We start from the raw sequence: 11,946 nt of genomic DNA on the forward strand, positions 1-11,946 counted from the left end.
CTCAGTCTCCTGCGGTCTGGCGCATGAAGTCGACCTCGGCTTCCATCTCGCCCAGTTCGGCGAGCAGTTCCAGCGTCTTGCGCGCCTCGTCGGCATCGATCCGGCTCATCGCGAAGCCGACGTGCACCAATACCCAGTCGCCAACACAACTGGCAACTGGATGGTCGGCGTCGACAACGCAAGCGATGTTGATCTTGCGCCGCACGCCCGAGATCTCGACGGTCGCTAGGCATGCGCTAGCGTCGAGGATCTCGACGATGTGGCCGGGAATTCCTAAACACATGTCAGTTGCTCCGATCGGGTTGAAGGGCACGTGCGGCGGCGATCACCGCCTGCCCGAGGGCCAGGCCACCGTCGTTGGCCGGGACGCGGCGGTGCATCCACACCGGCAGGCCGATGTGGCGCAGGCGGTTGACCAGCATCCGGCTGAACAGCGCGTTCTGGAACACGCCGCCCGACAGCGCGATCGCCGCGAACGGCGCGCTCCCGGCGACGCGGGCGATCGCCTCGGCCCAGGCGGCCGCCAGCCCGGCGAACACGCGGCGCGCCACGTCGGCGGGCGCCGTCCCGTGCTGCAGGTCGGCGAGCAGCGCCGGCCACAACGGCGCCGGGTCGACGCGCAGCAGCCCGTCGACCGGCGCCACGGCGAAGGGATAGGCGCCGTCGTCGCGGCCGGTCGCGGCCAGCGCTTCGAGCGCCGTCGCCGCCTGACCCTCGAAGGTCTGCGCCTCGGCATGCAGGCCGAGCGCCGCGGCGGCCGCGTCGAGCAGCCGGCCGGTGGACGATGCCGGTGGCGCGTGCCTGCCGGCGGCGATCATCCGCGACAGGGTGTCGAGGGGCCGGGATCGCAGCTGCCGCACCGCGGGCAGATCGGCGTGGCGGGCGAGCAGCGACGAGGCGTCGGGCAAGGCCAGCAGTTGCGCGGCGAGGTTGCGCCAGGGCTGCCGACTGGCCGCGTCGCCGCCCGGCAGCGCGGCCGGGCGCAGGCTGGCCAGCCGGCGATGGCTGGTGTAGTCGGCGCACAGCAGTTCGCCGCCCCAGAACGTGCCGTCGTCGCCCAGGCCCAGGCCGTCGAGGGCGAGGCCAAGCACCGGTCCGCCGTCCGGCGGATGGCCGTGGTCGGCCAGGCAGGCGGCGACGTGGGCGTGGTGATGCTGCACCTCGGCAAGCGGCAGGCCGGCCTGCTCGGCGAGCGCACGGCCATGACGCGTCGCGTGATAGCCCGGGTGAAGGTCCACCGCGACAATCTGCGGACGATGGGCGAACAGCGCGGACAGTCGCTCCAGCCCGCGTTGCGCGTCCGCCGCGGCCATCGCCCCGCCGAGATCGCCGGCGTGTGGCGACAGGATGGCTCGGCCGTCGCTGAGCAGGCAGGCGGTGTTCTTGAGATCGGCGCCCAGCGCGGTGACGGCCGGAGCGCCGCCGAAGCCGTCGGGCAGCGGCAGCGCGCCCGGGGCGTAGCCGCGGCTGCGGCGCAGCGGCTGCAGGCCGTCGCCGACGCGGCGCAGTACCGAGTCGTCGAGTCGGTTGACGATGGGGCGGTCGTGCAGCAGGAAGGCGTCGGCGATGCCGCCGAGGCGGTCGAGCGCCTCGGCGTTGTCGATGCAAGGCGGCTCGCCCGACGCGTTGCCGGAGGTGAACACCAGCGGAGCATCGAAGCCGGCGAGCAGCAGGTGGTGCAGCGGGCTCATCGGCAGCATGAAGCCGAGCAGCCCGGTGTCCGGGGCGACTGCTGCCGGCAGCGCTCGGGGGCCGGTGGCGTCGAGCAGCACCACCGGGGCGGCCGGGCCGGTGAGCGCCTGTGCCTCGTCGGGATCGACCGCGGCGTAGCGGCGCACCACGTCGAGATCGCGCGCCATCAGCGCGAGCGGCTTGTGCGGGCGCCGCTTGCGGGCGCGCAGCGCGGCGACGGCATCGGGCCGGGTTGCATCGACCACGAGATGGAAGCTGCCGATGCCCTTGACGGCGAGGATGTGTCCGGCGCGCAGCAGGTCGGCGGCGGCGGCGACCGGATCGCCCGCTAGGCGGACGCCATCGCGCTTCAGCCAGAGCACCGGACCGCAATCGGGGCAGGCGATGGGCTGGGCATGGAAGCGCCGGTCGGCCGGGTCGGCGTACTCGGCGGCGCAGCGCGGACACATCGCGAACGCGCCCATGGCGGTGCTGGCGCGGTCGTATGGCACGGCGCGCACGATGGAAAAGCGCGGACCGCAGTGGGTGCAGTTGGCGAAGGCGTGTCGCCAGCGGCGGGCGCCGGGGTCGCGCACCTCGGCCAGGCAGTCGGGGCAGGTGGCGGCGTCGGGCACCACCTCGGTGGCGGCGCGGCCGGCGGCGCTGGCGGCGATGGTGAAGTCCGCCGGCGGCGGGTCGCTGGACGGCAGCGGGACGACGTCGATGGCGTCGATGCGCGCCAGCGGCGGGCACTGCGCACGTAGCCGGTCGGGCAGGGTGGCGAGCGCGTCGGCCGCGCCCCAGGCCTTGATGTGCACGCCGTCGGCGTCGTTGCGCACGCTGCCGGCCAGGCCGAGCTCATGCGCCAGACGCCAAACCATCGGCCGGAATCCCACGCCCTGCACCACGCCGCGCACCCGCAGGAGCCGGCCACGGATGGTGGCGGGCGTGGCGGCGATTTGGCGTTCGGCGGCACCCATGGCGTTCAGTGCACGGTGCAAACCATGCACGGATCGAACGAGCGCACCACGTGCTGCACCGCCGCGCTGGCGGCACCGTCGGCGCCCACCGGCGTGCCGACCAGGGCCGCCTCGAGTGCACCGGGAGTGCCCCCGGCGTCGCGCGGCGAGAAATTCCAGGTGGTCGGCGCAATGATCTGGTAGTTCAGGATGCGGCCCTTGCGGATGCGCAGCCAGTGGCCGAGACTGCCGCGGGCGGCTTCGACCAGTCCGGCGCCGTCGGCTTCCTCCGGCATGTCGGTCTGGTGGCAGAACGGCGCGCCGGGCTGCAGCGCCGCGATCCAGCGCTCCATCGCCGGCACCACGCGCGCCAGTTCCAGCATCCGGGCGACGATCCGAGCGAGCACGCTGCCGCCGTCTGCGGCGAGGTCGCGGGCGAGCGGATGGCCGTCGATCACCTGGCGGGCCAGCGCGCCGGTTTCCATCACCTGGCCGTCGAGGCGCGGCGCCTTGCACCAGGTGTAGCCGGCGGGATTGTCGACGGCCGGGAGGGTGCAGCCATGCAACGGATGCATCGGTCCCGGCTGGCCTTGCAGCCAGGCGTGCGAGATGTCCTCGGTGATTCCGGCGGCGTCGAATGGGCGTGGCTCGCCGTCCCAGATTCCGCTGGCAAACAGCGGGACACCGTGCAGCGTGTACGCGCCGTAGCTGAGGAAGCGGGCACCGCCACGGCCGAGCGCGTCGAGCTGCAGATCGGCCGCTATCCGAAGGAAGCAACCGAAGTCGCCGCGCGTATGGCTCACGGCCCAGCGCTGCAGCGCAGCGGCCGATTCGAGCGCGGCGACCTGCTCCAGCCGGTCGTCGAACAGGGTCGATTCGAGGAAGCGACGGAACATGGCGATGATGCCGCGCAGCTGCGCCTTTTCCTGCGGTTCGATGGCCCGGGTGGTGCCGCCTGGCTGCAGCGCCAAGCTGTGCGGCCATTTGCCAGCGAGGATGCCAGTGAGGTGCAGGAAGGCCGCGCGTGCCGGCAGCATGTCGCGTGCGGCGTTGCCGGTCTGCGCCTTAAAGCGCGCCGCGACGGTGTCGAATCCGGGCCGCGCGGCATAGTCCGCGCGGGCGAAGTCCGGCATGAAGAAGAGGTAGAAGTGGGTGAGGTGGTCGGTCAGGTTCTCGCAGGCGAGCACCAGGTTGGCCGCCAGCGCACCGTTGTCAGCCTCGGTCACGCCCATCGCAGTACGCAGCGCAGCGGCCGCGGCCATCGACTGCGACACCGAGCAGATGCCGCAGATCCGCGGGGTGTACACCAGCGCATCGCGCGGATCCTTGCCGTGCAGGATCTGCTCGAAGCCGCGGTACAGCGGTGAGTTGACCCAGGCTGCGGCCACGCGACCGTCGGCGATCTCCACCTGCACCTCGAGGTCGCCTTCGACGCGGTTGAACGGACCGTAGATGCGCCTGCTCATGCGGAGCGCCCCCGGCGCACAGCGGCGCATGGCATCGAACGGGCGACGGCGGTCATGTCACTTGCTCCGCCGTACCGACGGCCTCACCGTGATGTGGTCTGCCACCGCGTTGCGACGCAGGCGTTCGGGCGTGGCGGCCTTCGCCAGCGAGGCGAGCGCGACGAACCAGGCTTTGGGCATGTCGCTGGGCAGTCCCACGGGAATGCCGCCGATCTTGCGCGTCTCGGTGAAGGCGCGGCCCGGTTCCTCGAATCCCGGCGCGGTGCAGTTGATGCAGGCGTAGCCCCCCTTGAGGCAGGAGCCGGCGCCGTTCCACGGGCGGATGTTGCAGTCCGCCCGCGCCTGGGTGCCGAGACAGCCCATGTGTTCCATCATGCAGCCCTGGTCGGATGGCTTCTCAGCGCTGGCCTTGAACTCGTAGAACTCGTTGCGCGGGCAGCCGTGATGGACTAGGTGGTCGGTATAACTGCGCGGGCGGGCGAGTTCGTCCAGCGCGGCCGGGCCGAGTTCGCCCTGGGTCAACTGAGCCAGGGTATCGGTCACCCAGCCCGGATGCACTGGGCAGCCAGCAACGTTGACCACCGGCAGGCCGCCTGGCGAGATCCACTGAGCCGGCAGCAGCGCGCCGCCATGGACGCCGTCGTATTGCAGCCCGGTGGCCTCGGCGGCGTTGCCGCCCGCAGCGGTGATGCCGCCGAAGGCAGCGCAGCTGCCGATCGCAACCGTGTAGCGGGCCCGCGTGGAAAGGTCGGTCAGCCAGTCGCGCAGTGGTCGGCCGGTGCCAGCGAGCATGTGGAATCGGCCACTGCCGCCGGGGCCGTGCATCACCGCGCCTTCGAGGCAGAGAATGTCCAGCTGCTGCCGGCCGTCGACGATGGCCTGCAGCAGCGCAACGAACTCGTCGGCGCTGGCTTCGCTGAGCGACGGATGCCACAGTAGGTCGATGCCGGCGACGTCGAGAGCGGCATAGAGATCGGGTCCCTCGGCATTGAGCAGCGACATGCTGCACCCGCCGCAACCGCCGGACTGCAGCCACAGCAGGTTCAGGCGGTCAGCCATGCGCGGCCTCCATTGGGAGTTCGAGGGTGAATTCGGCGCCGCCGTCCGGGTGGTTGCGCACCGCGAGGGCGCCGGCGCACTGGTCGGTGGCCAGGCCGTAGCTGATGTACAGGCCCAGTCCAGTGCCCTTGCCCACCGGTTTGGTGGTGAAGAAGGGATCGAACACGCGAAGAAGGTTGTCGTCGGAGATGCCGAGTCCGTGGTCGCGGATCCGCACGATGGCGCGCCCGTCTGCGGCCCGCACGCACAGGTCGATCCGCGGCTGCTCCTGGCCTTCCATGGCGTCAAAGGCGTTTTGGATCAGGTTGATCAGGATCTGCTGGACATGGCCTTCGTTGTTGTGCACCGGCAGTTCGTTGGGCATCTCGCGGTGGATCTGCACTGGCTGGCGCGCGGCCTTGCTCACCCAGGCAAGACTGGACTCGACCAGCCGACAGAGGTCGAAGACGCGGCGCTTCTGGCGCTGCGGCGTAGCGAAGCGGCGCAGGTTCTGCACGATGTCGCTGACTCGCTCGGCGCCTTCGAGCGATCCGGCGATCAGCGGGCCTAGGTCGGCGAGGATGCGGTCGATGCGGTTCTGCTTGCATGCTTGCGCCAGCACCTCGGGCGCCGCGCCGCGCTGCACCAGGCGCAAGTAGTCCTGTAGCCGCTCGCCATACCGCTGCAGGGTGTGCATGTTGCCGAAGATGAAGCTGATCGGGTTGTTCAACTCGTGAGCGACACCAGCGACCAGCCGACCGAGCGAGGCCATCTTTTCCGACTGCACCAGCTGCTGCTGCGCTGCCTGGAGCCGCTTGTGCGTCCCCTGCAGGTCACGGTAAGCGCGGCGCAGTTCGCCCAGCGGACGGCCTGTGACGACCATGCCCGACAGCGTTCCCTCGCTGTCGTAGCGCGGGCTGCAGTTCACCGCCAGCGGAACGGCCTCACCGCCGGTGGCGAGAATCTCGATCTCGCAGTCGAGGATGCCGCCGGTGCGGATGTGGTCGGAGAAGTTAGCGATCGCCGAGTCGGCCGAAACGGCGAACAGCGCTGACAATTCGGTGCCGGCCAGATCGGCCTCGCTGCGTCCGAGCAGTTTGACCATCGCCTTGTTCGACCGCAGGATACGACCCTGCACGTCGGCGACCACGAGCACATCGGACATGGATGACAGCACGCTGTCGATGAAGCGCTGCGCTTCTTCCAGTGCGGCGTTCTTCTCCTCCAGATCAACTTGGTACCGTACCAAGTCGGCGTAGATTTCGTCCATGCGGCGGATAACCTCGACCCAGGCATCCTCGCTCATGTCCAACGGGGCGGTTGTGGCGAGCGCGATCGCCGCAGTGCCGCTGCGCGAATCGTGGTGGCGGGTTTCAATCATGATCGGCCCACTCCTCGATCTGCACGATCTGCTCCAGGCCGTAGCGTTCGAGCTTGCTGCGCAGTCCGACGCGAGACAGCCCCAGTTCCTGCGCCGCGCGGGTCTTGTTCCAGCGATTGCGAATGAGGGTTTCCTTCACGATGCGCGCCTCCAGCGTCTCCATCCGCTCCTTCAGCGAGCCGTCGATGCCGGCGAGCAGCTCAAGTGCGTCAGCCTCCTCCTCTGTGGTGCACCGCAGGATGTGTGGGGAAATGAGATCGGCGCCGAGCTGATCAGTGGGGGCAAGTACGAGCATCCTCTTGATCTCGTTCTGGAGCTCGCGCACATTGCCAGGCCAGTCATAGGCTTGTAGGCAGGCCAGTGCCTCGTTCGTGATACCTCGCACCGTCTTTCCCAGCGTGCGCATGGCATCCTGCAGCAGCGCTTGCGCCAGCACCGGGATGTCGGTGCGGCGTTCGCGCAGCGGAGGAATGAATATGATGAAAGTCGCTAGCCTGAAGAACAGGTCCTGTCTAAAGCGTCCAGACCTCACCTCATCCTTGAGGTCGCGGTGCGTGGCCGCCAGCACCCGTACGTCGACCGAGCGGCGCGTGTTGCTGCCCAACGGGCGAATCTCGCCTTCCTGCAGCACCCGCAGCAGCTTGACTTGGAAAGCCGGGGAAATGTCGCCCACTTCGTCAAGGAAGATCGTGCCGCCGTTGGCGCGCTCGAACAGGCCGATGCGGTCTTCTACAGCGCCAGTGAAAGCGCCGCGTTTGTGGCCGAACAGTTCACTTTCCAACAGGTCGTCTGGCAGGGCGCCGCAGTTTTCGGCAACGAAGGGCTTGTCGCCACGCAGGCTGTTGTAGTGAAGGGCGCGTGCGAACAGTTCTTTGCCCGTGCCGGATTCACCGCACACCATCACGTTGACGTCATAGGTGGAAACAGTACGCACCATATCGCATGCCACGTTGAGTGGGCTGTCGGGCGCGCGGATAATGCTCTGGTCCCAGTCGAAGCGAGCCTTCAGCGCGCGCCGCTTTTCCTGCAGGTTATCGCTCAGGGTGGCTGGCTTAAGCTTCAACTCGATGGAGAGTTGTTCGTTTTCGCGCTGCAGGCGAAACAGATCCACGGCGTTGTGCAGCTTGAGCAACAGGTCTGATGGTGTCCACGGTTTACTGACGAACTGGTAAATGCCGGCTTCGTTGATTGCCTCGATGAGATCTTCCGAATCGGTGTAGCCGGAGAGGATCATGCGAATCACCTCGGGCCACTGCTGGCGTACCCGGGAGAGGAACTCTACCCCGGTGGAATCGGGCATGCGCTGGTCGCACAGAATGACCTGCACCCACTCCTTTTCTAGCAGTGCTTCTGCCTCGGCAGCACTGGTTGCGCTGAGTACGTCAAAGTCGTCGTCGAGCACGCGTATTAGTGCCTCGACCGAGCGGACTTCGTCGTCGACGACCAGGATGGTGGGCTTGGTGGCCATGGGCTGGTTCAGGCTGTGCGGATGTCAGCATGCAGAGGAAGTGGACGACCGATTAGCCGGGTGCGACGCGACAGGCGCAGCCATTCGTACCACTCGTCCAGCCCTTCGCCGCTGCGCGCCGAGACCAGCAAAATCTGCAGATCAGGGTTGACGCGTAGCGCAGCCTCGATGCAACGCTCAACGTCGAACTCCAAATGCGGGAGGAGATCAATCTTATTGATCAGCATGATGTCCGCGGCGTGAAACATGTCAGGGTATTTCAGCGGTTTGTCCTCGCCCTCCGTTACCGAGAGGATGGCTACTTTGTGCGCCTCACCAAGATCGAAGGCGGCTGGACAGACAAGGTTGCCAACATTCTCGATAAACAACATACCCCCGTGCTGTGGGTCAAGTTCGGTGATGGCGTGGCCAACCATGTGCGCATCCAGGTGGCAACCCTTGCCGGTGTTGACCTGTACGCTGCGCACGCCGGTGGCTCTGATGCGCTCGGCGTCGAGCGAGGTTTCCTGATCGCCCTCGATTACCGCTAGATCGAACTCGCCGCGCAGGGCTGTGAGGGTGCGGGCGAGTAAGGCAGTCTTGCCCGATCCGGGGCTAGAGACGAGGTTCAGCGCCAGGATGCCGCGCTTTCGGAAAACAAGCCGGTTGTCTTGGGCATAGCCGTCGTTCTTGCTCAGGATGTTCTGTTCGATCTGCACCATGCGCGCTTGACTCAACCCCGGTGCATGCGCACGCGCCGAACCTTTGCCGTAATGATGGTTGGCGCCCCCCACCACCGCTTCCACCGTATGGGTGTGGTCGTGACCATGCTCGTGGTCATGGCCGTGATCGCCACGATCGTGCGGATGATGATGCAGGGCATCGGTGCTGGCTAGCGCTTGGCCATTGAGACGGGCGTCGCCATCGGAACAACCGCAAACGTTACACATATCAGTCAACCTCAAGTTCTTTGATGCACATGTCGTCGCCTCCCGCTACCACCACTTGGTGGCCGCCGCAGCGTGGACAGGGGTCGAAACGTTGGGTGATGGCCACGTTTGTGGCGCAGGGGATGCACCAGGCCTGCGCGGGTGTGGTGTGAATCTCAAGCTCGGCGCCTTGCGCTACGCCGTGCGCAGCGACCACGTCGAAACAGAAGCGCAGTGCGTCTGCATCCACAGACGACAGGGCGCCGATGTTGAGAATTAGACGGCGCACCTGTTTGAATTGCTGGATGCTGGCCTGCTCCTCGATAATCTGCACGATACTTTCGCATAGCGACATTTCATGCATCGGCGGGCTCCGGCGCGGCTTGCGATGTGGTGAACTGCAGGGTGGTCAGCACGCAAGGGTCGATGGTTTTGACCACAAGTCGTGCCTGTTCCTGCATGAACGGAAGCGTACCGGGCACAATGCCGGCTAGCAACTGCGCGGCCAACCCCTGTGGATGGAAATTCCATTCGGTGGGCGCCACGATCCGATAGTGCGTGATGCGTTGGTGATCGTCAAGTTCGGCATGATGGATCAGCCGTCCGCGTGCACTGTCTACCCAACCCAAGCCAGTTGCTTCGGACGGAGGCGCGACGCTATCGTTTCCCTGCGTGACGGCGACAAGCACGCTGCAAAGATCCACAAGCCGCGCGGCCAGGCGCCAGAGCAGGCCAAGGTGGGCTGTAGCGTTCACTAGCGGGTGGTCGCGATGCCGCGCGGCCGGTCCAGTTTCCAGACAGGCGCTAGCGAGGTTAGGTTGGCGGATGAACTGCAAGGTGTCGTCGGAAACGAGCGTAGTGCAGAGCCTCTCAGGGGGCAGCGATTCGAGCGTCGGCAGATCAATGGCTGGTATGGCGGTCGCGCGACCGTACAGGACGCCGAGCCAGCGCGGCGCCGATGCCTCGGCTGTCGAACGCGCCCAGTGGCGTATTGCGTCGATCGCGTCGAACGACAAGAACTCGGCAGGTGGTAACCCCATGGTTCGGTGGGTTACCCAGCGGACCAGTGCGTCGAGGGTAGATGAGTCTGCCACAGCGACATTGCTAAGAGAGACGATTTGCCGGAGATCTTCAGGATTGGGTGGTGCACCGCAAAGAACGGGCCAGTCGCGGTGGATCTGCAGCAAATGCTCGCGTATGGTCTCGAGCTGTACGCGGCGGTGCAGGATGCGGCGCTCCTCCGAATCCATAGGCGGTAGCGCGGCCCGCAAAGCGTCTCGTGCTGCGGCGTGCTGGGCGTGGCCGCACAGACTGAACAGTACGGGGAGCAGTTGTACCGCTTGGGTGGCGGTACGACCTTCGAACAGGCGCATGGCTTGCAACGGACGCTGGTTGTCGATGCGCACGGTGCACCCGCCAGAGGCCGGTGCGCCGATGTGGATGTTCAGTTGTTGCTCTGCGATGGGCATGGGACGCTTAACGGCCGGGGCCACGAAACAGGAAACTGCGGCGCGAGGCGAAGCCTGCGCCGATTGCTCCGGAAGGAATCGCTTCGGCAGACTCTTGCACTCCAGCGGCGAATAGCAAGTCGAGCGCGGCACGCGCGGTGCTGACTGCCTCGGCATGGCAGCTAAATGCGTCCATCGGTGAGTAGATTGAACCGCTGAGATATTGGCCGATCTGCGGCAGGTGCGCTGTGAGAAGGTCATAGCGACCAGCGGGCAGATCCAGTGTACAGGTCGTTCCAGCAGGGGCTGGCGCCAGGGCACGCGCGCCAGGGAGAGGTAGGGCAACTAGGTTCATGCACCAAGGGGTGATGAGGACTCCGACGAACAGTCCAGCCCAGGTCCGCGGGTCCACAACCGTGACTTGAAGCACTGGATTGACGATGGGTAAACCGCTCATGCGGGTGTGCTGAATCTGGATGTAGGCCTGCTCCAGAGTACGCCCGATGGCGACGAGATCGGCGGTCGGCGTGGTCATACGTTGTCCCGTAGCACCATGAAATGCATCGCCTCGCCGTCGCACTCGGGACATCGCCAGTGTTGCGGAAGTCGGGTGAACGGGGTCCCGGGCGGAATCTGCCAGACGGGGTCTCCCGCAGCAGGATCGTAGACGTACCAGCAGATGCGGCATTCCAGCCGCGCGTCGTCGCGGAGGCGCGACGCGTCACCGAGATAGGAGCCTTCGAATGTATTCATTGGAAGAGGGCGCGGATCTCGCGCAGGCGGTCTGCAGTGTCGGCGAGATCTTCCTGCGCTGCGAGTGCGACTGAGGGGACGTCGACGATTTCAATGGTGTTGAGGATGAGCGCGTCCTGTGAATTGAAATACTTGACCCACCAGACGTTCGGCAGGCTGGTTGCGCCGATTCGGCAGTTGCCGTAGCCGCGCGAAAGAATTGTGGCTGGACCGACGCCAAGTTCGCTGCCAAGGTAAATAAGGTCTTCGCGGGTCAGCGGCAGCAGTGTAAGGTTGATGACATGGGCTGGGTCGCCTTGAGTCCAGGTTGACATTTTTTCTGCGATCTCGACGAGAAGCGCAGGCGCGTTCTGGACACCCGGGATGGGCGCACCGGGCTGCAGGGTGGTGCCGGGCGCCGCGCCAAAACTGTTGCTGCGCACGGCATGAGGGACGTCCCCGACCTCGAGGCGGTCGTCGAGCACGATCTGCGCGGTGCTCACTTGGCGCACGCGCCAGATGCCGGTGAGCACCGATTCTTGCGCCATCAGCTTTCCTCCGGGAAGGTCGAGGGTGACGCTGACTTCGCCGACGCCCAGAATCTGGTTGAGACAATCGAGATCGGCGGCGTCGAAGTGGGAGACGTCGTGAATGATGCCATCGTCGCCCACGGCGTAGGAGCGGATGGTGGCAAGCAGATCGTCAAACAAGTCGCGCACGCGAGGGCGGTCGCGCAGCGCGTCGGGTTCAGGCAGGGAGATAACGTCGTGGGTAAACATCTCCTTGGGCATAGCCATGTATTCAAGGGTGTCCTCCTCGACGGGCTGGCTACCGGGGCCGACCGCGATGATGGGTATGTCGATAGGTTTGCGCAT

The 11,946-nt window shown here is 66.5% G+C and carries 12 protein-coding genes; all 12 read right to left on the reverse strand.

The window, feature by feature from the left end; translation table 11 throughout:
• Nucleotide 1: 1 nt before the first annotated feature.
• The 12 genes from AC1ZQA_RS02920 to AC1ZQA_RS02975 are packed head-to-tail and all read right to left on the reverse strand — an operon-like array spanning nucleotide 2 to nucleotide 11,946.
• Entirely contained in the window at nucleotides 2–313 is a 312-nt protein-coding gene (locus AC1ZQA_RS02920; protein WP_482678343.1) for a HypC/HybG/HupF family hydrogenase formation chaperone, read from the reverse strand.
• A complete protein-coding gene (gene hypF, locus AC1ZQA_RS02925; RefSeq protein ID WP_482678344.1) occupies nucleotides 285–2,651 on the reverse strand; it encodes a carbamoyltransferase HypF in 2,367 nt (788 codons plus the stop codon). Before hypF ends, AC1ZQA_RS02920 begins: the two co-directional genes overlap by 29 nt.
• 5 nt (nucleotides 2,652–2,656) lie before the next feature.
• Nucleotides 2,657–4,096 (reverse strand): nickel-dependent hydrogenase large subunit, encoded by a 1,440-nt coding sequence (locus tag AC1ZQA_RS02930; protein ID WP_482678345.1) that lies wholly within the window; start codon nucleotides 4,094–4,096, stop codon nucleotides 2,657–2,659.
• Nucleotides 4,097–4,153: 57 nt separating this feature from the next.
• A complete protein-coding gene (locus AC1ZQA_RS02935) occupies nucleotides 4,154–5,155 on the reverse strand; it encodes an NADH-quinone oxidoreductase subunit B family protein (RefSeq protein ID WP_482678346.1) in 1,002 nt (333 codons plus the stop codon).
• A complete protein-coding gene (locus AC1ZQA_RS02940) occupies nucleotides 5,148–6,515 on the reverse strand; it encodes a PAS domain-containing sensor histidine kinase (protein ID WP_482678347.1) in 1,368 nt (455 codons plus the stop codon). The genes AC1ZQA_RS02935 and AC1ZQA_RS02940 overlap by 8 nt, the downstream gene beginning before the upstream one ends.
• Entirely contained in the window at nucleotides 6,508–7,983 is a 1,476-nt protein-coding gene (locus tag AC1ZQA_RS02945) for a sigma-54-dependent transcriptional regulator (RefSeq protein WP_482678348.1), read from the reverse strand. The genes AC1ZQA_RS02940 and AC1ZQA_RS02945 overlap by 8 nt, the downstream gene beginning before the upstream one ends.
• 8 nt (nucleotides 7,984–7,991) lie before the next feature.
• Nucleotides 7,992–8,912: a hydrogenase nickel incorporation protein HypB gene (gene hypB / locus AC1ZQA_RS02950; RefSeq protein WP_482678349.1), complete on the reverse strand. Its 921-nt coding sequence runs from the start codon at nucleotides 8,910–8,912 to the stop codon at nucleotides 7,992–7,994.
• A 1-nt stretch (nucleotide 8,913) separates the two neighbouring features.
• Nucleotides 8,914–9,255: a hydrogenase maturation nickel metallochaperone HypA gene (gene hypA, locus AC1ZQA_RS02955; protein WP_482678350.1), complete on the reverse strand. Its 342-nt coding sequence runs from the start codon at nucleotides 9,253–9,255 to the stop codon at nucleotides 8,914–8,916.
• Nucleotides 9,248–10,360, reverse strand: a complete 1,113-nt coding sequence (locus AC1ZQA_RS02960; RefSeq protein ID WP_482678351.1) for a nickel-dependent hydrogenase large subunit — start codon at nucleotides 10,358–10,360, stop codon at nucleotides 9,248–9,250. Before AC1ZQA_RS02960 ends, hypA begins: the two co-directional genes overlap by 8 nt.
• 7 nt (nucleotides 10,361–10,367) lie before the next feature.
• A complete protein-coding gene (gene hybE / locus AC1ZQA_RS02965; RefSeq protein ID WP_482678352.1) occupies nucleotides 10,368–10,874 on the reverse strand; it encodes a [NiFe]-hydrogenase assembly chaperone HybE in 507 nt (168 codons plus the stop codon).
• Entirely contained in the window at nucleotides 10,871–11,092 is a 222-nt protein-coding gene (locus tag AC1ZQA_RS02970; RefSeq protein WP_482678353.1) for a rubredoxin, read from the reverse strand. Before AC1ZQA_RS02970 ends, hybE begins: the two co-directional genes overlap by 4 nt.
• Nucleotides 11,089–11,946, reverse strand: a complete 858-nt coding sequence (locus AC1ZQA_RS02975) for a hydrogenase expression/formation protein (protein WP_482678354.1) — start codon at nucleotides 11,944–11,946, stop codon at nucleotides 11,089–11,091. Before AC1ZQA_RS02975 ends, AC1ZQA_RS02970 begins: the two co-directional genes overlap by 4 nt.

It is taken from the genome of Thiomonas sp. DCM-2 (assembly GCF_056820905.1).

What these genes read in the sequence shown, in the direction of transcription:
- hybE (WP_482678352.1), bottom strand. Translation starts at nt 10,874, where the DNA reads ATGACCACGCCGACCGCCGATCTCGTCGCCATCGGGCGTACTCTGGAG.
- hypB (WP_482678349.1), bottom strand. Translation starts at nt 8,912, where the DNA reads ATGTGTAACGTTTGCGGTTGTTCCGATGGCGACGCCCGTCTCAATGGC.
- AC1ZQA_RS02940 (WP_482678347.1), bottom strand. Translation starts at nt 6,515, where the DNA reads ATGATTGAAACCCGCCACCACGATTCGCGCAGCGGCACTGCGGCGATC.
- AC1ZQA_RS02970 (WP_482678353.1), bottom strand. Translation starts at nt 11,092, where the DNA reads ATGAATACATTCGAAGGCTCCTATCTCGGTGACGCGTCGCGCCTCCGC.
- AC1ZQA_RS02930 (WP_482678345.1), bottom strand. Translation starts at nt 4,096, where the DNA reads ATGAGCAGGCGCATCTACGGTCCGTTCAACCGCGTCGAAGGCGACCTC.
- AC1ZQA_RS02975 (WP_482678354.1), bottom strand. Translation starts at nt 11,946, where the DNA reads ATGCGCAAACCTATCGACATACCCATCATCGCGGTCGGCCCCGGTAGC.
- hypF (WP_482678344.1), bottom strand. Translation starts at nt 2,651, where the DNA reads ATGGGTGCCGCCGAACGCCAAATCGCCGCCACGCCCGCCACCATCCGT.
- hypA (WP_482678350.1), bottom strand. Translation starts at nt 9,255, where the DNA reads ATGCATGAAATGTCGCTATGCGAAAGTATCGTGCAGATTATCGAGGAG.
- AC1ZQA_RS02935 (WP_482678346.1), bottom strand. Translation starts at nt 5,155, where the DNA reads ATGGCTGACCGCCTGAACCTGCTGTGGCTGCAGTCCGGCGGTTGCGGC.
- AC1ZQA_RS02945 (WP_482678348.1), bottom strand. Translation starts at nt 7,983, where the DNA reads ATGGCCACCAAGCCCACCATCCTGGTCGTCGACGACGAAGTCCGCTCG.
- AC1ZQA_RS02960 (WP_482678351.1), bottom strand. Translation starts at nt 10,360, where the DNA reads ATGCCCATCGCAGAGCAACAACTGAACATCCACATCGGCGCACCGGCC.